14 protein-coding genes and 2 pseudogenes are annotated in these 19127 nt (G+C 67.7%); 5 read left to right on the top strand and 11 right to left on the bottom strand.

Going from position 1 to position 19127, the window contains the following annotated elements; all coding sequences use genetic code 11:
* Window positions 1-66 precede the first annotated feature (66 nt).
* The 4 genes from D472_RS0101695 to D472_RS0101680 all read right to left on the bottom strand — a co-directional run bounded on the left by D472_RS0101695 (window position 67) and on the right by D472_RS0101680 (window position 4395).
* Complete coding sequence (locus D472_RS0101695; protein WP_017602773.1) at window positions 67-957, bottom strand: NAD-dependent epimerase/dehydratase family protein; 891 nt, start codon at window positions 955-957, stop codon at window positions 67-69.
* 113 nt (window positions 958-1070) lie between these two features.
* Window positions 1071-1910, bottom strand: coding sequence for a DUF6807 domain-containing protein (locus tag D472_RS0101690; RefSeq protein ID WP_017602772.1), 840 nt, complete (start codon window positions 1908-1910; stop codon window positions 1071-1073).
* Window positions 1907-3085, bottom strand: a complete 1179-nt coding sequence (locus D472_RS0101685) for a Gfo/Idh/MocA family protein (RefSeq protein WP_017602771.1) — start codon at window positions 3083-3085, stop codon at window positions 1907-1909. Before D472_RS0101685 ends, D472_RS0101690 begins: the two co-directional genes overlap by 4 nt.
* Complete coding sequence (locus D472_RS0101680) at window positions 3082-4395, bottom strand: Gfo/Idh/MocA family protein (RefSeq protein WP_017602770.1); 1314 nt, start codon at window positions 4393-4395, stop codon at window positions 3082-3084. Before D472_RS0101680 ends, D472_RS0101685 begins: the two co-directional genes overlap by 4 nt.
* Window positions 4396-4811: 416 nt before the next feature.
* Here D472_RS0101680 and D472_RS0101675 point away from each other — a divergent pair, with 416 nt between their 5' ends.
* The 3 genes from D472_RS0101675 to D472_RS0101665 all read left to right on the top strand — a co-directional run bounded on the left by D472_RS0101675 (window position 4812) and on the right by D472_RS0101665 (window position 8220).
* Window positions 4812-5780, top strand: a complete 969-nt coding sequence (locus tag D472_RS0101675; RefSeq protein WP_026117280.1) for a carbohydrate ABC transporter permease — start codon at window positions 4812-4814, stop codon at window positions 5778-5780.
* A complete protein-coding gene (locus D472_RS0101670; protein WP_017602768.1) occupies window positions 5770-6645 on the top strand; it encodes a carbohydrate ABC transporter permease in 876 nt (291 codons plus the stop codon). Before D472_RS0101675 ends, D472_RS0101670 begins: the two co-directional genes overlap by 11 nt.
* A gap of 261 nt (window positions 6646-6906) precedes the next feature.
* On the top strand, window positions 6907-8220 hold the full coding sequence (locus D472_RS0101665; protein ID WP_017602767.1) for an ABC transporter substrate-binding protein: 1314 nt from the start codon (window positions 6907-6909) through the stop codon (window positions 8218-8220).
* 144 nt (window positions 8221-8364) lie between these two features.
* On the opposite strand, the gene D472_RS0101660 is transcribed toward D472_RS0101665, so the two are convergent.
* A complete protein-coding gene (locus D472_RS0101660) occupies window positions 8365-9495 on the bottom strand; it encodes a baeRF2 domain-containing protein (RefSeq protein WP_017602766.1) in 1131 nt (376 codons plus the stop codon).
* 166 nt (window positions 9496-9661) lie between these two features.
* Window positions 9662-10951 carry an MFS transporter gene (locus D472_RS0101655; RefSeq protein ID WP_017602765.1) on the bottom strand — a complete coding sequence of 430 codons (1290 nt, stop codon included), beginning with the start codon at window positions 10949-10951 and terminating at the stop codon, window positions 9662-9664.
* A gap of 183 nt (window positions 10952-11134) precedes the next feature.
* Here D472_RS0101655 and D472_RS26530 point away from each other — a divergent pair.
* A pseudogene (locus tag D472_RS26530) lies at window positions 11135-12006 on the top strand (AraC family transcriptional regulator).
* 5 nt (window positions 12007-12011) lie between these two features.
* Here D472_RS26530 and D472_RS0101645 read toward each other — a convergent pair.
* The 3 genes from D472_RS0101645 to D472_RS0101635 form a co-directional block, all read right to left on the bottom strand.
* Complete coding sequence (locus tag D472_RS0101645; protein ID WP_033302930.1) at window positions 12012-12881, bottom strand: alpha/beta fold hydrolase; 870 nt, start codon at window positions 12879-12881, stop codon at window positions 12012-12014.
* A gap of 277 nt (window positions 12882-13158) precedes the next feature.
* A complete protein-coding gene (locus D472_RS0101640; protein ID WP_017602762.1) occupies window positions 13159-14355 on the bottom strand; it encodes an MFS transporter in 1197 nt (398 codons plus the stop codon).
* A gap of 354 nt (window positions 14356-14709) precedes the next feature.
* On the bottom strand, window positions 14710-15408 hold the full coding sequence (locus tag D472_RS0101635; RefSeq protein WP_033302928.1) for a metal-dependent transcriptional regulator: 699 nt from the start codon (window positions 15406-15408) through the stop codon (window positions 14710-14712).
* Window positions 15409-16033: 625 nt separating this feature from the next.
* Between D472_RS0101635 and D472_RS0101630 the strand changes: the two genes are divergently transcribed.
* Window positions 16034-16972, top strand: coding sequence for a bacteriocin fulvocin C-related protein (locus tag D472_RS0101630; protein WP_026117279.1), 939 nt, complete (start codon window positions 16034-16036; stop codon window positions 16970-16972).
* Window positions 16973-17376: 404 nt separating this feature from the next.
* Here D472_RS0101630 and D472_RS24580 read toward each other — a convergent pair.
* Window positions 17377-18054: pseudogene (locus D472_RS24580) on the bottom strand (type 1 glutamine amidotransferase domain-containing protein); the annotation flags it as partial.
* Window positions 18055-18193: 139 nt separating this feature from the next.
* Window positions 18194-19127 (bottom strand): amidase (locus tag D472_RS24575; RefSeq protein ID WP_017602758.1); only part of this gene is annotated, 934 nt, incomplete at its 5' end.

Raw genomic sequence — 19127 nt, 5'->3', positions numbered from 1 at the left:
TCTTTCCCAGGTTAGCGGACCGGTTGGGGTGGCCGGTGCTTTGTGGGTTCGGTCGTTGGAAGGGCACTAACCGATCCGGCCTTCGAGCTGGGTACGCCAGGTTCGGGTGGGGGTCCAGCCCAGTTCGGTGCGGGCGCGTTCGTTGGAGAAGACCGCGCGGCCGTCGGCCAAGGCCGTACTGTGCGGGGCGGTGGTCGGGTGTAGGCGTGCCATGGTGGCGTCGACCGGTCCGTGGGCCAGGGGGTCGTCGGCCACGGCGTTGTAGATCCCTCCGTGGTGGACCCGTTCGGGGTGTTCGATCACCAGGGCGAACAGTTCGGCGGCGTCGCGCGCGTCGACGTAGTTGAACAGGGAGGTCGCGGCCAGGGCGGGGTCGGCCAGGCGCTCGGCCAGGGTGTGGCCCTGTTGGGTGGGGGCGCCAGCCCATTCCTCGGGGGCCACGACGTATCCGGGGCGCAGGGCCGAGAGTACGCAGGTATCGGTGGTGCGGGCCAATGCTTGGACGGTCTGTTCGATGATGGCTTTGCTGAGCCCGTAGGCGTGCCAGGGTCGGATCGGGTGTTCTTCGTCCAGGGGCAGGTAGTCGGGGACCCAAGAGGGGGTGTTGTAGCCGTAGACGGTGGGGCTGGAGGCGGCCACGGCCGAGTGGGCCCGGTGTTCGATGGCGGCTGCGAGCACCGCCCAGGCCAGGCCGGTGTTGACCTGGAGGGTCTCCACGTCGGGGCGGGCGAAGGGTACGGCGATCCCGGCCAGGTGGATGACGGCCTCGGGTGCGGCGTGGGCGAAGGCCTCTTGGAGGGCGGTGGAGTCCAGCAGATCGGCGGTGAGCGCGCTGACCCCTGCGGGTGGGGTGGTGGGGGCGATGTCGACCGAGGTGACCTGGTGCCCGCGGTCGGCCAGGATCGAGAGCACACTGCGTCCCAGGCGTCCCGAGCCTCCGGTGACGAGCACGCGCATGGCGGGTTTCCTTTCCGGTCTCCGGGTGGTCCCGGGGCGTTGTCGAAGCAGGCGGGTGGAGCCACACCGTGGAAGGTGGGGGCGTGTCTTCGGGGGCGGGCCGGGGCGGGTCCTCAGGTCAAGGCGGCCACCGCGTCGGCCAGCGCGGGGTGATCATCTTGGTGCCCGTCGGCGATGGCGATCCGAAGGCGGCGTCGAAGGGTCGTCTGCCTGGGCAGGGGGCGGCGCCGGTCCCAGGCCAGGGCCGGCCCCGTGCCGGGGTATTGAGCCGCGCGCAGGAACCAGGGGTCGGGGTCGGGGGTGAGTTGGTGCAGCAGCAGGGTCCAGGGGGCGTCTTGGTCGGTGGTGCCGGCCAGGGACAACCAGGGCACCGACGCTCCGTGCAGGACCTGTTCTCCTCGTAGCCCGTCGGGTCCGGTGACGGCCGGTGGGCGTGGGCCCAGCGGGGCACGCCAGAACAGTCCGCCATAGCCCGCGCCGGGGCGACCGTTGGTGGCGGGGCTGCCGATGCTCAGATCCTGGTCCGAGGTGTTGCGCAGGGTGATGCGCACGTCCAGGACCCAGGTGCGGTGATCCAGGGGCAGGGCGCGCAGGGCGCGTTCCTCGACGATGAGTTCTCGTTCTCGGGGGTCGGTCCACGACAGTAGTGCGGTGTGGTGGTCGGGCCCCTGCGCCAGGGTGCGCAGGTGTCGTTGGCGTCCGTGGTTGTCCAGCAGTACCGATCCGTGCTCACGGGTGAAGGTGCGTCCACCCCAGAAGCTGGTGCCCGACACGTCGGGTAGTGCCACACCGAAGCCCAGGTGGTGGCGGTGGTCGGCGGGGGCGAGTTCGGTGACGGTGGTGCCGGCCAGGGTGGTCACCGGGTGCAGGAAGGGGCGGGGGGACCACAAGGGGTCCAGGTCGGTGCCGTCCTGGTGCGTGGCCACGACGGTGCCGGACAGGGACAGGTTCATGGGCGGGCCTCCAATGGGCGGGTGGGCGTGGCCCAGGGCGCGCCCAGTTCGGTGAACGTGGCCATCTGTTCGGCGCTGCGTCGGATGAGGGGGACGATGCCGTGGACGGTGCGGTGGGTGGTGCCGGCCTCGCGCCACACGTCCTGGTGTTCGGCGGGGATGGGTTTGGGGTCGGGTGCGGTGCGCACGGCTTCCAGCACGTGGGTGAAGCCCAAGGTGGCGGCTGGGGGAACGAGCAGCGGCCGGCCGTGGCGCAAATGGGCGATGAGGTCGTCCAGCAGGTGGGTGCGCTGGTGGGTGGTGGTGTGCGGGGCCTGGCCGGGGCGGTGCACGGTGACACGGTCCAGGGTGTAGTCGAAGGTGATGCGTGCGTGTTCGCAGTGCAGGTGCAGGGTGGGCGGCAGGCTCCGGGGGGCGCACAGGGTCACCGCCGAGCACACGGGGACGCCCTGGTGGGTGTGCAGGCGTAGACAGGAGGTGTCGTCGGCTTCGATGGGGTGGGCGTGGAACAGTTCCGGTTCGATCCGGTGTGGGGCGTGGCGACCTCCGTCGGCGATGGCCAGGGCGGTGGCGACCATGTGCGCGAAGGGGTTGGTCAGGGCGCCGTCGACCACGTCGCGGCCGGCCAGACGGCGTCGCCCGGCCCAGGGGGCGCGCTCGTAGTAGGCGAGGGTGCGTTTCCACGTTCCGGTGCCGCCGATGCCGCGCAGGGCGCCTATCGTCTTGTGCGCCAACAGCTTTCGGATGTGTTCGATGGCGCTCGAGCCCAGGCTCTGGAAACCCACCTGGCAGGCCAGGCCGGAGTCCCGCACGGCGTTGGTGAGTTCGTCGAGTTCGGCCAGGGTGGCGGTGGTGGGTTTTTCCAGGAGCAGGTGGGAACCGTGCTCGAGCACCGTGCGAGCCAAAGGAAGGTGGGTGTGGATGGGGGTGACCAGGAGGGTGATGTGTGCCCCGGTCCGTTGGAGGGCTCGGTCGAGGTCGTCGAAATAGGGCAGGGGGCCGTGGCCCTCCAGGTCGTCGTCGGGGCCGGGAGGGCGGGGATCGCATACCCCGACCAGGCGCACCAGCCCTCGTTCGGCCATGGGGAGCAGGGCGCGCAGGTGGGAGCGCCCGTGCCCGTGCAGGCCCACCAGGAGGAGGGGCACGGGCCCTTCGGGTAGCGGGCGAGGGTTCACCGCGGCTCCTCCCCCAGTAGTTCGGCGACCCGGACGGGGCGTCCGGAGGCGATCGAGGCGTTGGCGCACAGGCCGGTGATCAGGGCGTTGCCGCCATCTGAGTGGTCGGGGCGGATACCGTCGTCGGTTCGGCTGAACAGGGCCCAGAGCATGGCGTCGTCGCCGCCACCGTGTCCGCCCTCGCCGACGGTGACGGGGATTTCCTCGGGTGGTTGCCAGTGGCGGCGCAGCCACAGGCGGGCGGTGGTGTTCTCCTTGGGGGCGGGCATGCCGCGTACCGGGTGCTTCTCGTCCTTTGCGGGCGAGGTGTGTTCGAACTCGGTCATGTCCAGTTCCAGTCGCCCTCGGCTTCCGGTGATGGAGATCCGGTAGCCCTCCCAGGGGGCGTAGGCGACCAGGTGGTAGGTCAGGCGGGCGCCGGTGTCATAGCGCACCAGCACCGACATGTCGTCCTCGATCGTGATGCCTTCGCCGAAGACGTTGAGGTCGCGACGGTATCCGTCCTCGTGTTCGGCCTCCAGGTATAGGGCGGTCAGGTCGGGGCTGTCGGCCATGTGCAGGGCGAAGGGGTCCTCGGCGGCCTCCGGCGAGTGGTGTCCGCGCGTGTACGGGCGGGCCGACCCGTGGCGAAGTCCGTTCTGGGCACCGTAGAAGAACAGTCTCCCCGAGGCGTAGACCTCTTCGGGGCGGGCGTTGATCCACCAGTTGACCAGGTCGAAGTGGTGGCTCGCCTTGTGGACCAGTAGACCGCCCGAGCGGGTCTTGTCGCGGTGCCAACGGCGGAAGTAGTCGGCGCCATGGCGTAGGTCCAGTAGCCATTCGAAGTGGACCGAGCCGACTTCGCCGATGGCTCCGGAGGCGATGAGTTCGCGCAGCCTGCGGTGGACGGGGTTGTAGCGGTAGTTGAAGCCGACGGTGACGTGGCCGCCGGTACGGGTCTGGGCCTCGTTGATGCGTCGCAGGCCGTCCAGGTCGGCGGTGAGGGGTTTTTCGGTGATGGCGTCGACGCCGGCCTCCAAGGCGGCCACGACGTAGTCGGCGTGGGTGTGGTCGATGGTGCACACGATCACCTCGTCCACCTTTTGCTCCTGGAGCATGCGACCGAAGGATTCGGCCGGGTAGGTGGGGACGGGGTCCAGGCCCGCCTCGGTGATGATTCGGTTGTGTACGGCCATGCGGGTGGTGTTGGTGTCGCACAGGGCCACCAGTCGGCCCAGGTCCCGATGGGTGTCGGTGAGGGCGCGTGTGTACATCCGTGCCCTGGACCCGGTGCCGACGATGGCGAACCTGCGTGGGGAGGTGTCGTTCACGCGGCTAGGGTAAACGCTTTCCAAGGCAAACCACAACGATGTCTCGGTGATCCCGGTGGCCCCACGGAGTCGAAGAAGGGGTCCGGACCGGCCCGAACGTGGATTCCGGAGGTGGTTTTTCCGGGTTGGGGCACCCGGTTCGGCCGAAGATAACGATCCAGAGAGGGGTTTCCCGAAGGGTGTCGGCCTGTTGACACCCATGAAGCGCGATGCTAGAAACTGAACATCTTAAACTATGGATAGCGCTTACCAAGCCATCACCTGCGAATTCGTCCAGTGTTCTCGGCCACTTCAGCGGGGATGGCGGCACGTTCCCCGCATCCGCCCTGACCAGATTGGTGGTCCGCGATCATGACCCCCATCAGCCCCCGACCGTGCCCGACACGGACCGAGGCGTGTCCCGGGAGTGGTGCGCCGTGAGCGCCCTGCTCCAACAACGCGCCCCCCAGAAGGCCTCCTCCCCCACCGACCCGCCCAAGCCCCGCACGAGCCGTGGTGGCGGCAACGGACGGCCTCGCCGCGAGAACCTGGCCGCCTACGGCTTCTTGGCACCCTGGTTCCTGGGCCTGGTCTTCATCACCGCCGGCCCCCTGCTGGCCTCGTTGTACTTCTCCTTCACCGACTACAACCTCATCGGTGACCACCAATGGGTGGGCCTGGAGAACTACGAGCGCATGCTCGACGACTCCCGTTTGCACAGCGCGTTGAGCGTCACCTTCGTCTACGTGTTCGTCTCGGTCCCCCTCCAACTGGCGCTGGCCCTGGCCCTGGCCATGGTCTTGGACCGGGGAGTGCGGGGCCTGGCGCTGTACAGGTCGGTGTACTACCTGCCCTCCCTGCTGGGCGGCAGCGTGGCCATCGCCATCCTGTGGCGTCAGGTCTTTGGAGCCGAAGGGCTGATCAACCAGCTCCTGGCCTTCTTCGGGGTCCAAGGTCCAGGCTGGGTCTCCCACCCCGACTACGCCCTGAGCACCCTGATCGTGCTCAACGTATGGACCTTCGGTGCGCCCATGGTCATCTTCCTGGCCGGGCTACGCCAGATCCCGCGGATGTACTACGAAGCGGCCGCCGTGGACGGTGCCGGTCCGATGCACCGGTTCTGGCACATCACGGTGCCCATGCTCACGCCCATCATCTTCTTCAACCTGGTGCTGCAGATCATCAACGCCTTCCAGACCTTCACTCAGGCGTTCATCGTCAGCGGTGGCACCGGCGGGCCCTCCGACTCCACCCTCTTCTACACGCTCTACCTCTACCAACGCGGTTTCGGCGCGTTCGACATGGGCTACGCCTCGGCGATGGCCTGGCTGCTCCTGATGATCATCGGGGGATTCACCGCGGTGAACTTCCTCGCCTCCAAGTACTGGGTCTTCTATGGCGACTGAGACCAAGGCACCGGCCTCCACCACTGAGCGGACCCGGTCCGAACGCACGCGACGACTGCTCATCCACGTCGGCCTGATCGGCTTCGGCCTGATCATGCTCTACCCGTTGCTGTGGATGCTCTCCAGCTCCTTCAAACCCACCGCGGAGATCTTCCGTGAACCCGGGCTGATCCCCTGGAGCTTCACCCCCGGCAACTACACCGAGGGCTGGAACGCGCTGCAGTATCCCTTCCACCACTACCTGCTCAACTCGGCGATCGTGGTGGCCGGCGCCATCATCGGCAACCTCATCGGGTGTTCGATGGCGGCCTACGCCTTCGCCCGGCTGGAGTTTCGCGGCAAGAGACTGTTCTTCGCCATCATGCTCGCCACGATCATGCTGCCCATCCACGTGGTGATCGTGCCCCAGTACATCCTGTTCGCGCAGCTGGACTGGATCAACACCTTCTACCCACTGATCATCCCCAAGTTGTTGGCCACCGACGGGTTCTTCATCTTCTTGATGGTGCAGTTCATCCGAGGGCTGCCCCGCGACCTGGACGAGGCGGCACGCATCGACGGGTGCGGGCACGTGCGCATCTTCTGTCGCATCCCCCTGCCGTTGTCGATGCCGGCCCTGGCCACCACGGCGATCTTCACCTTCATCTGGACCTGGAACGACTTCTTCAGCCAGTTGATCTTCTTGACCAGTCCCGACATGTACACGGTGCCGGTGGCGCTGCGCACCTTCGTCGACTCCAGCTCCCAGACCTCTTGGGGGCCGCTGTTCGCGATGTCCGTGGTGGCCCTGGGGCCGGTGTTCGGGTTCTTCTTGGCCGGTCAGCGCTACCTCGTCAAGGGCATCGCCACCACCGGCATCAAGTAACCGGACGTAGGCGCAGGACAGAAAGGACCTTTTCGTGCCCCACGAGCTCGCCCGCACCCACCCCTGGGGCCGGGTCGCAACACCGGCCGGCCTGCCCACCTGGAGATGATCTTCGGCGACCTCACCCCGCATGAGGCGACCGAGCAGTTCGTCGGCGGACCGCAGAAAACGATCGACTCGGACACCTGGTTCCGACCGATCCATCGACGCGGCCATGGCCGCACATCCCCCATGACAAAGAACGAACCCTAAGGACCCCCCATGAACCTCCCTTTCACCGGCGCCGTACCGCGTCGTCTGGTCGCCCCGGTGGCGCTGGGCGCCGCCTTCGCGCTCTTGGCCTCCGCCTGCGGCGGCGGCTCCTCCACTGACGACGGTGTGGTGGAGTTGCGCTTTTCCTGGTGGGGGGCCGATGATCGCCACTCCACCATGCAGCAGGTCATCGAGGTCTTCGAAGCCCAAAACCCCGACATCCGGATCGCCGGGGACTACACCGACTGGGGGTCCTACTGGGACCGTCTGGCCACCAGCACCGCAGCCGACGACGCCCCCGACATCATGATGCAGGAGGAGCGTTACCTGCGTGAGTACGGGGACCGGGGCGCTCTGGCGGACCTCGGCGAATTCGAGGACGAGCTGGACCTGTCCAAGATCGACCCGCTCATCGCCGAGAACGGCGAACTGGACGGCCAGACCTTCGGTATGGCCACCGGCGTGAACGTCTACGCCATCCTGGCCGACCCGCAGGCCTTCGAGGACGCGGGTGTGGACATGCCCGACGACACCACTTGGACCTGGGACGACTACGTCGAGATCGCCGAGCAGATCAGCGAGGCCACCGACGGCGAGATCGTGGGTGCCCAGAGCATGTCCTACAACGAGAGTGGATTTCAGATCTTCGCTCGCCAGCACGGGGAGAACCTCTACGACGAGGACGGCGAACTGGGCTTTTCCGCTGAGACCCTCGCCGAATGGTTCCAGGTCACCCGGGACCTGCTGGACACGGGCGGCCAGCCCGGGGCCTCCCAGAGCGTGGAGATCGAGGCGGGTGGCCCCGATCAGTCGGTGCTGGCCACCAATACCGGTGCGATGGCGCACTTTTGGAGCAACCAGCTGGGCGGGCTGACCGAGTCCTCAGGCCGTGAACTGGAACTGCTGCGTTACCCCGGTGAGAGCGAGCACGAGCGCACCGGTATGTACTTCAAGCCGGCCATGTTCTATGCGGTCTCCTCGGGCACCGATCACCCCGAGGAGGCGGCCCGGTTCGTCGACTTCATGCTCAACAGCACCGAGGCGGCCGAGCTGATCCTGGCCGACCTGGGTCTGCCGGCCAATGTCGACGTGCGTGCCCACATCCTGAGCTCGCTTCCCAAGGCCGACGAGCGCAGTGCGATCTTCCTCGCGGACGTGGAGGGCGACATCGTCGACGGCAACCCGCCACCGCCGATCGGCGCCGGTGAGGTGGTGGAGATCACCAAGCGGATCAGTGACGAGTTGGCCTTTGGCAACCTCACCCCCCAGGAGGCGGCCGAGCAGTTCATCTCCGAGGTGGAGGCGGCCACCGGTTCCTCCTGAGGAAGCGGGTGGGTCACACGCCGTGGCCCGGGCCAGGGGACGCCCCTGGCCCGGGCCTTTCCTTTGCTGGAGTCGCCGTGCCGAGCGCGTCGGACATGGAAGATGCTCCGCCCCTTGGGGCCGGGAACGGGGCATCGGGGACGACTACTTCGGGAAACGCAACGTGGCGCCCGCCTCGGTACCGGCCTGGTCCTGATCGAGCAGCTCGCTGAAGTGGGACCCCGACATCACCGCCGAACGCAACATCAGGGCACTGGCCGGTGCCTGGAAAGCCGAGTCGGGATCGTCCAGGCCCTGAGGTGAGGTGTCCACCAGCACCGGAGAGGTGGGGGATCCCCACAGGTGGGGTTCGTTCTCTCGCTCGGCACCCAAGAGCAGGGTGTCCACCCGGGCCTCGGAGAGCATCGGCAGAGTCGGTTCGGTGCCCTGGACGGCCTGGTCATGGGCGAGCTTGCTGTGGTAGTCCTCCAAAGCCTCGTGGAGTTCGTCCCGCACGACCTCGCGCAGGCACTCCTCTGCGGCCTCGTGCAGGCGCTCCTCGGCGTCGGGGCCACCGCGACCGCCGGCGACCACCTTGATCGGGATGGTCAACCGGCGCGGACCCAGGTTGTCGCGCAGGTAGGAGATGGCCTCGTCGTCGCCCCCGACGATGATGACGGCCGCGTTCACCTTGTGCACCGCCTCGCGGACCAGGTCGGCGACCCGGCCGGTGTTCTCCTTCCACAGTTCCTGGGCGGTGTGGGTGTCGGCGCGCCGGCCCCCCGCGTCGCCGCGCTGACCCGGATAGATGCGCCCTTGGGCCTGCAGGTCCTGTAGGTCGTAGCCCTCGGTGGACCGTTCCACAACGGGCTTTTCGGTGGGATGGTCGGGGTAGGCGAAGATCTTGGCGTGGATCCGGTCCAGGGCCACCAAGACGTAGGGAAGACGGCGGCCGCGGTCGATGGCCAGTGGGAGGGCGTCGGGAATGGGCAGGAAGGAGGCCCGGTCCTGCCGAGGTGGTTCGGAGAGCGTGTGGGCCCCCAACAGTCGGCCCTGGGAGGCGTAGAGTGCCTGACCGTGGTCGCCATAGGAACGGGAACTGCCTTCGCCCACGGCCTCCTCCAGGACGTCGAGGGTGGCCTCGTCGGTGCCCAGTGCGGCCAGCTCCTCGCGCAGGTGGCGCCAGCGCAGTTCGATCCTCTTGGCGGCGTCCGTGGTGTCGCGACTGGTGTCCAGGTGTACCGAGGCCACCGGGCCGTCGCTTTCGTACAGGGGTCGCAGAAAACCAAGGTCCATAGATTTGCGGGGCGTGTCTACCCCCGCCCCGCCCACCTCCTTTTCGGGGTCGGCCTTGCCGACGATCCTGAACGGCCATGGTGCTTTCCGTAGGGGCGCCACGTCGAACCAGACACGGATGTTGCCCGAAGATTTCCAGTCTTTTCCCGATCCGACGATCCTTGGGTCAGGCCGATTCGGCTTCGACCAAGGCCTGGTCGACCACCTTCCGAGTGAGCACCAGGGTGGCGACGACGGACAGGGCCAGACCCATCGTTCCCGCCGCCAGGAAGGGCGCGGCCAGGGCCCACTCGCGCCCCACCGTTGTTTCCAGGGCGGAGGCGAGGACGCCACCCAAGGCCATGCCCACCGAGAGCATCCCCCAGGACAGGGTCCGATGGGCGCTGAAGGCACGTGAGCGCAGCCGGTCGGGGGTCGAACGCTGAAAGAGGGAGATCAAGGTGATGTTCCACCACATGGAGGCGAACCCGGTGATCAGATAGCAGACCACGAACATCGCAACGTCGCGGGTGAGCCCCACGGTCAGAGCGGTGGTGCCCAGGATCACCAGGATCACGATCAGGGCGGTGGCCGGGTGGATACGGCCCGAGAAGGAGGGCACCACCAGGGCACCCAGAACGGCGCCCGCTGCGGTGACGGTCATCAGCAGTCCATAGCCCTGGGGCCCCACCCCGAGCACGTCCTGGGCGAAGAGCACCAGTACCGCCGCCATCATCGCCGCGGCCAGGTTGGAGGCCCCGCTGAGCAGGGCCGTGGAACGCAGCACCGGGTGGTGCCACAACCACGCCAGTCCTTCGCGCAGCATGAGGAGGATCCCGGGACCCCGCTCTCCCGCCATGGCCGGACGGTGGTCGCCCCTCAAACCCAGCAGGCAGACCATGGCCGACAGGATGAGCGCGGCCTGCGCGCCGAAGGCCCAGGCGGTGGACAGGGCCAGCAGCATTCCGGCCAGCGGGGCGCCCAGGAACTTGTCGAGTACCCGCTCCACCCCCTGCAGGTATCCGTTGGCCCGTTCCAACCGTGAGCGCGGCACCAATGTGGGCACCATCGCCTGGGCGGTGTTGTCGAAGAACACTTCGCAGGTGCCCACCAGCAGGGTGATGGTCACCAGTAGCGGAATCGACCCCGCGCCCAAGGCGATCACGGCGGTCAGGGCCATCAGCAGCACGCCCTTGACCCCCGCTGCGGCCACCATCAACCGGCGCCGGTCGACGCGGTCCCCCACCACCCCGGCGATCAGGGCGAACAGCAGCCAGGGCAGGCGGGTGGCGGCGCCCACCAGAGCCACCTGGAAGGGGTCGCCGGTGAGGGTGGCCGCGTACCAGGGCAAGGCCACCACCGCGATTCCGTCACCCAGGTTGCCCGACCCCATGGCGCCCAAGAGTGTGTGGAAGCGGCGGCCCAGGGGTTCACGCCGAGAGTGTTCGGTGTCGGTTCGAGGTGTGCTGCGCGACATGGGGCCTTCCGGGGGTGTGGTGATGGACCGACCCGGCACGGTAGTGGGCGAGTGGGACAGTTCCTTCTCCGGTGGGCACAAGAGTGGCTTCAGGCAGGCGGACCTGATCGGAGGTGAACGGCGACAGTCGGGTCGACAGGAGTACCTCCTCCGTAACGTGGCGGCTGAAAGAGGGAGGAACAGATGCTGGAGCGGTTGAACGAGGCGTTGGAGCGGATGGAACAGAAGCCGGGCGATCCGGTGGACGTGGCCGCGATGGCGCGCACCGCGCTCGTGAGTGAGCACCACTTGCGCAGGATGTTCTCGGCGTTGGCCGGGATGCCGCTCTCGGAGTACGTGCGTCGGCGCCGCCTCACCCTGGCCGCGGCCGAGGTGATCGAAGGCAAGGACACCTTGCTCGACATCGCGGTGCGCTATGGCTACGGGTCGGCCGAGGCCTTCGGGCGGGCGTTTCGGGCCATGCACGGTATCGGTCCGGGCCAGGCCCGTAGATCGGGTGCCGCGCTCAACTCCTAGTCACGACTGACCTTTCACCTCATGATCGAAGGGAACACCACCATGCGTTACCGGATCGTGGAAAAGAACGCGTTCTGTATCGTGGGTCCCAAAGCGCGGGTACCGCTGATCCACGAGGGCGTCAATGAGCCCATGGTCGAGTTCGTCAAGGGCGTCGACGAGGTCACCCGTGAGAGGATCCGTGAGCTGTCCGATCAAGAGCCGCACGGCACCTTGGGGGTGACCCTCACCCTTGAGCCTGGTCGCGGTGAGGGAAGCGACGTCGACTACTACCAGGCGGCGGCCACGTCCACCACCGAAGTCCCCGAGGGATGGAGCCATTGGAAGTGTCGGCGGGCACCTGGGTCGCCTTTTCGTTCGAGCGGCTCCCCTTCCCCGAAGCGATCCAGCGGATCTGGTCGTACGCCTTCTCGGAGTGGTTCCCCTCCAACCCCGCCTACCGGCACAAGCACGGCTCGGAGATGTTGAGGGTGGGGTTCGAGGACAAGGAGGCCGACCTCGCCTCCGGTGAACTTTGGCTACCGGTGGAAAAGACCTGACTCTTTCAGCTTCGGGTGTTCGACAGCGCCCGGGTTCGGTCGCGGGCCTGATCGAGGAAGCGGCGCAGCACCTCGTTGAACCGCTCGGGGCGTTCGAGGTTGGGCAGGTGGCCCGCTCCCTCGATGATCTCAACGATGGAGTCGGGCACTTGGACGTGCATGAGCTCGGCGCCTTCGGGCGGGGTGAACCGGTCGTGTTGACCCACCAGCAGCAGGGTGGGCGCACAGATGCGTTTGAGTAGCAGGGTGTGGTCGGGGCGTCTGGCTCGGCCCAGCTGGGCGGCGGCCGCACCCTCGGGTGGGGCGGCGTACATCATGGTGCGTACGTGGTCGGCGACGGAGGGCAGGGCGCGCACGTTCTCGGCGGTCATCATGCCCACGAGCATGTCGTCGGCGTAGCCGCGCATTCCCTGTTCGCGTAGGCGGGCGGCCAACCGTTCACGGGCGAGCCGACCCTGTGCGGTCTCGGGCATCGGGTTGGTGGCCACCAGGGTCAGGGAGTCGACCCGGTCGGGGAAGAGCCGGTACATCTCCAGTGCCACCTGCCCGCCCATGGACAGGCCCACGACGTTGACCACGTCCAACCCCAGGTGGTCCAAGAGTGCGGCCAGGTCGCGTGCGAAGGCATCCATGGGGGTGACGCCGGGCACGACGGTGCTGCGCCCATATCCGCGCAGGTCAGGGACGATGGTGCGATATCCGCGTCCAGCCAGTGCTTTGACCTGGGGTCGCCACATGGTCTGGTCGAAGGGGTGACCGTGGATGAACAGGACGGGGCAGCCCGCTCCGTGGTCGGTGTAATCGACGTTGATCCCGCGCACGGACGCACTGTCCGTGTTGGTGTACTTCGCGGTTTTCGTCGTCTGGTAAGTCACAACAAACGATGCTATTCGGGACAACGGAAGGGTCAACAGGGGACAGAAGAAAAATGGGCGGGCCGTAGGTGGTTCCTCCCCACCTACGGCCCGGGCACCGTAGCCCGCCGCTCCCGAGCACGGTGCGGCCTGACGGGATCCACCTCCCGCCCTCGTGTCGGAGCGTGAACGTGCCGACACGGGTGGAGACGCTTGGAGCAACGCCAGGGTCCGGGCCGACCGGTCGAACAACGGGAAGTCTTCCTGGAAGGCTCGGGGACGCGAACGAGTCGGCGCCTCAGCCGGTTCGATCGAGGCGGACCAAGAGCATCGCGGCCGCCAGGTGGGGCAAGGCGAACAAGGCGAAGGCGGGTCCGTGCCCCAAAGCGGTGAACACCCCGGCGTAGACCAGGAACGTGGTGATGCCCAACGTCTCGGTGCCCAGATCCGCCAGTGAGGTGACCGTGGCCCGAGCGGGACCGGTGATGGAGTGCTGCAAGCGGGCGTCGGCCACCACCATCATCATCTGACACACTCCGAAACCGAAGCCCAACAGTGCCCAGCCGACCGGCCCCGTGACCAGGGCACTCACCGCGATCGCCACCGAGGCCAGGGCCAACAGCACCGCCAAGGTCCGGCCGGGCAGGGCGGAGGCGGGGCCGGCGAGCAGCCCGCCCAGAGTGACACCGATCCACACCGTCAACATCACCAGCGGCACCGACCCGACGGATACCCCGGAGTCCTGGGCCAACAAAGGCACGTACTCCTCCAACGCTCCCCAGAAGGCACTGACCAGGACGACCAGGAGCACCGCCGTGCGCACCGCACGGTTGTCACGGGCCTGTGCCGGCCCCAGACGCAGCATCTGCCGATAGCCGGGTTCGGTGGAGGTGCCCGCGGGGCGCGCGGAGCGGTGCTCGGGCAGAGCCAGCGCGGACACGGCGCACAGCGCGCAGGCGGCCACACTGGCCGAGCCGATGAGCACGTAGCCACCAAGGGCCATGACCGGGACGGCCAGCAGGGTGGCCGCGCCCACCGCCACCACCCCCAGGGCTCGGACCACCCCCATGACGCGGGCGTAGCGGTGGGCCGCGCCGCGATGGTCCAGTTCGCTGTGGACCAACGCCTCGAAGGCACCCGAGGACAGCGCGCCGGCCGCGCCCCAGAGTGCGAAACCCAGAGCGAACGTCCATGGGGAGGGGGTGAGCAGCCAGAGCGCGAACGCCGATCCGGTCAATGCCGGAGCCGCGATCAAAAGGGAGCGGCGGGGCACCAGGTCGGCCAGCGCGCCGGCGGGGATGGTCAGTGCCACCGAGGTCGACGACCACAGGACGAACAGGGCGCTGAGGCGGGTGACGCCCAGGCCGGTTTCGGTGAACAACAGGGCATAGAGCGGATAGAGGAGGATGAACTCCTCGAAGAAGGCGTAAGCGTAGACGGGACCGGTCAGCCTGGGAACACGTGCGGCGCGCACACGTGGATTCAGGGTGCTCATGGAGGACTTTCGGTCGGACGAACAAGGGACCCCGGATACGTGGTGCACCCGGTGGTCCTCGGACGTTCGCCGCGAACCGGCCTCGAACGGGGACTTAACATCGCTCGCGCATACCAGCAGGTTAAGTGATGGAGGCGAGGCCGAGCCAGGGGTTGGGCCCGGATCGAGGGAGCCGAACGGTTCAGTCCATGGCCTGCCTGGCCCATCGACCTTTCGGGCAGGCCCTCGGGGTGTGCGGGGCCTGGTCGGTGGTGCACTCACCGGGTGGCGGAGCGGATGCGTGCGGCCGCGGCCGGGCGAGTTTCGTCCTCGACGCCGGCGGACTCGGCTGAGATCGGCGTGTTCTGGCCCGCTTCAGCCCTTCTCCGGACTCACCCACAGGGCCTCGGCGGCGATCAGGCCCAGGTCCTGTTCGCGTTCCTCGCCGCCCTTGTCCGGACGCACCGCGATCTGGATGGAACCGGCGAAGGGCAGCCTCTCCACGACCCTGACGTGCATACCGATACCGATGTCGATGTCGGCCAGGTAGCGCAACAGTTCGGGATCGGTGTCGTTGACCCGTACGATCACCCCGCGGGTCGCGGCCTCGGCCTGTGACAACAACACCGACTCACGCTCGACGATGGTGCCCTCCCTGGTGGGGATGGGGTCACCGTGCGGATCGACCACCGGATCGCCCAGGTGGGCGGCGATACGGTCGACGAACTTGTCCGAGACCACGTGTTCGAGGATTTCGGCCTCGTCGTGTACCTCGTCCCAGGAATAACCCAACTCGGCCACCAGGTAGGTCTCCAACAGGCGGTGACGTCGCAGCACCGCCAAGGCCGCCTTGGTTCCGGTCTCGGTGAGGTTCACGTTGCCGTAGCGTCGGTGTTCGACGAGCCCGAGTTCATTGAGTTTGCGGAGCATCCCCGAGACCGAGGAGTTGGACACCGCCAGCCGCTCGGCCATCCCGGAGATCGTCACCGGTCCGGTGCCGCGCTCCTGGATGTCGTAGATGACCTTCACGTAGTCCTCGACCGAAGTGGACGGCCGCGCTGGTGTGTTGCCCATGCCCGTAACCGTATCGCGGAGCGCCTCGGCACCATGATCTTCGCGGTCGTGCCCGTGGACGAGGTCGCATCCTCGGCCGGGGGCACAGGGTGGGTTCTGATGAGTCCTGGCCGTGCACTCGTGCGAGGGAGTCGGCGCGAGGCTCCGGGTAGGGAAAAGAGCGGAAAAGACGCTGTGACCTGCTTCTTTCAGGTGATTCCGCTCTCATTGTCAGGAATTCGACATCGGTCTCCTGACCGGATTTCAGGCGGGGTCAAAGTGTCCCGACCGAAGAGGTGTCACCACCCGTGGCCATCGCTCCGCTGAAGGGACTTTCTCGGCCTCATCGTCTTCACCGTCTTTTGCCGTTGGGCTTGTCCCCTCGCTCGCTTTCGGGCGCCACACACTCCGTCCATGTTCTCGGCGTATCGTCACGGGATTTGGTGTGGTGTCGGTCGAACCTTCAGAGCCTGACCGGAAATCGTGAAGGTCGTTCACGAAACGGTTACGTCAAGGCGAATTGATCCCTGTTCGCGTTGTTTTGGACACAAGTCACCGTTGGTTGTGCGAGACGAGTTCCGAAAAGCGGCCCACGCAGCGGTTCTGGCAACAAGACTGTGAAACGGTCTTTGAAAAAGGGGCGAAGATGAGGGACACGCGGATTCGGTACGTGTTGGCTTTCGACTCCTCGTGCGAGCGGTGCGCGAGAATCTCCGCGGCGGTGGTGGCGGCTTCGGCGGGTAGGTTGCAGACCCTGCCACTCACCCATCCCGACGTGCGCGCCTGGCGTGTTCGCCAGTGGGGCCCGGATGCGCCGTGGGTGCCCACATTGATCCGTAGGAACGGACAACGTGTCCACTGCTGGCGTGGGCCCGCGATGGTCCCACCATTGGTGCGCGGGTTGGGCGCCCGCTCCACCCTGCGAGTCGTGCAGGTTCTGGGCGAATTGGCCCGCCGACGGAGCGCGCCCCACAAGAATCGACACCGGCGGGGCCGACTGGCCACGGGGCTGCGAGCGGTCCTGGAATTGACCTTCGGGGGCCGGACCCCTCCCCTGGCCCGCTCCGATCAGGCACTGGCCCGAGAATGGGTGCAGGCCCACCGCTTTCGGCTACCCACCGACTACGATGAGTTCGCCGCCCACCCGCTGGTTCGACGCAGGCTGATCTTCGCCGAACTCTCTCCCGAACAGCGGCGGGACTTGTGGTGGGAACACCTGCATCGATTCGACCAGGCCCACCCCGACCTGACCCGGGACCAGCGCGGGGCCTTGGACCTGGCCTTGGTGGTGTTGGCCCAGGAGCGGGTGTTCCGGGACGGCCTGGCACCGGAACTGGAACGACGACTACGTGGCCGGGCGGTGGCGGCGTTCGGTCCGCGACAGGCTCACGCGTTGCTGGCGACACTGGGGCCGGTCGAGGAGGACCCGGGTTGCGTGAGCCGTGAACCGCTGGTCCCCCCGCCCCGTGACTCCTGGGAACCGTGCCTGTCCAAGGGGTGCGTGGAGGTGCCCTTCACCTGTGGGATCGCCTGGGCCTCCACACACGATCGGGGGGCGCGGATACGGGCCCGGGCTCACCCCTGAACGACTCTTTCCGGCCGATGATGGGCACATCGTGCCGGAGAAGGACGGTCCCCTCAACCGGTGGACACCACGGGACACAGGTGCGACAACGCCTGTTCGGCCAAGGGGTAGGGACGCTCCTCAGGCAATAGTCGAGCCGCGCCTTTCAGGTCGCCGGCCTGGACCAGGGCGTGTACCCGGTGGAAGAGCGGGGTCGGATCGGTGATCGAGGCCGCCCACTCATCGGCGTGAAGTCCCAAGGCCCGTCCGGCCCACCCTGGTCGCGGGGAGCGGTGGCCCAGGTGCGCGGACCTGGAAGGGGGCGTGGACCTGGAAGGGGGCGTGGACACGCGTTCCACGATGGGGCCGGACCGACCATCGGGGCAACCGATCATTCGCCGGCCCGGTCCGCCTCCTCNCGCGCCCAGCCGTTCGGCCAGCGGCTTGGAGGAAGCCGGGTTCTGCCCGGTGAACAGGGTGCGGTCCACCACCACGTTGGGCGCCCACGGAGCGCCCTCCTCGACCTGGATCCCGGCCTCGGTCAAGCGGTCCTGGAGAAGCCAGGTCGCCTTGTCGGCGAGCCCGACCTGGGCTTCTTCGGTGTTGGTGAAGGCCGCGACACGGTAACCGGCGAAGGCGTTGGTGCCGTCGGAACGCTTGGCCGCCAAGAGCGCGGCCGGGGCATGGCAGACCACCCCCAAAGGCTTACCGGCCTCCAAGGCCGTGGTGAGCAGGGCACCGGAGACGGTGTCGTTCACCAGGTCCTCCATGGGGCCGTGCCCACCGGGATAGAACACGGCGTCGTGGTCATCGAGGTCGATGTCCTCCAGCCGTGAGGGTGAACGCAGTTCGGACATGGAGTCCAGCGCTGCGGCGACCCGGTCGGCGCCCTCTTGGCCTCCGTTGGCCTCCGGGGCCAGGCTGCCCTGGTCCACGGTGGGCTCCACCCCACCCGGGGTGGCCACGACGACCGCGTGTCCGGCATCGGTGAACACCTGATACGGGGCCACCACCTCCTCGGCCCAAAAGCCGGTGGGGTGGCGGGTCCCATCGGCCAGGGTCCAGTGGTCGGCGCCGGTCATCACGAACAGGATCTTGGCCATGGTGATCGCACTCCGAGAACGTAGCGGGTCTTGGTGCTTTCGACGGTAACGCCCCTACACGCAGGTGGCCAAAAGGGAGACCTTCACCGGTGGGGTGAGTCCGGGTGGGATCTCAACCCGTTCCGTCCACCTCCACGGATCAAGGCTCGGGGAAGGGCACGTCGGTGGGGCGGCGGTGCGCCCAGGGTCGGGCCCGTTCCAACTGGCCGGCCAGTCGAAGCAGCAGTCCCTCGCCCGCCGGGGCCGCGATGAATTGCACTCCCAGGGGAAGCCCCGAGGCGGTCCAGTGCAGCGGCACCGACATGGCCGGGGTGCCGGTCAGGTTCGCCGTCATGGTGAAGGGGGTGGCGGTGAGGTTGTTCATGACCTCGGTGGTCACCATGTCGGTGGCGGTGACGAGCCGCTCGGTCCGAGTGCGTACCAGCAGACGTTCGGCGGTACGCAACCACGAGGGCGGGTCCAGTCGCCCGATGGTCACGGGTGGTCCGGCGATGGTGGGGGTGAGCAACAGGTCGTAGCGGGAGTGGAAGTCGGCCAAAGCCACGATGTGCTCGTTCCACCGGTCGTGTCCGCGCACGTAGTCGGCGCTGGTACGAGCACGACCCATCGCGGCCAACATCAGGGTGTCGGGCTCGAAGTCGTCATCGCCACAGCCGGTGTCGGCCTTGATACCGTCCACCAGGGCGGCCATGGAGCCGTACCACAGGGTCAGAAAGTCCTCGGTGAGCGCGCGCCCGTCGATGGCCGGTCTGGTCTCGACGACCTGGTGCCCCAACTCCTCCAGCAGCGCGGCCGTCTCGCGCACGGCCCGGACGGCTTCGGGATGTACACGGGTACCCAACGGCGAAATGTCGCTGAAGCCGATCCGCAACCGTCCCGGATCTCGCCCTACCTCCTTGGCGTAGGGCCGTTCCGGCGGCGCGATCGGGTAGGGCGAGGTGGGCTCGGGGCCGGCCATCACGTCCAGGAGGGCGGCGCTGTCGCGCACGGTGCGGGTGAGGACCCCGTTGACGGAGGCGCCGTGCATGGGTTCGCCCCGAAAGGGCCCGAAGGGTACTCGACCGCGGCCGGGC

This window comes from Nocardiopsis alkaliphila YIM 80379 (assembly GCF_000341005.1).
Lineage (GTDB): Bacteria > Actinomycetota > Actinomycetes > Streptosporangiales > Streptosporangiaceae > Nocardiopsis > Nocardiopsis alkaliphila.
This window is presented reverse-complemented; position numbering and strand designations above follow the sequence as displayed.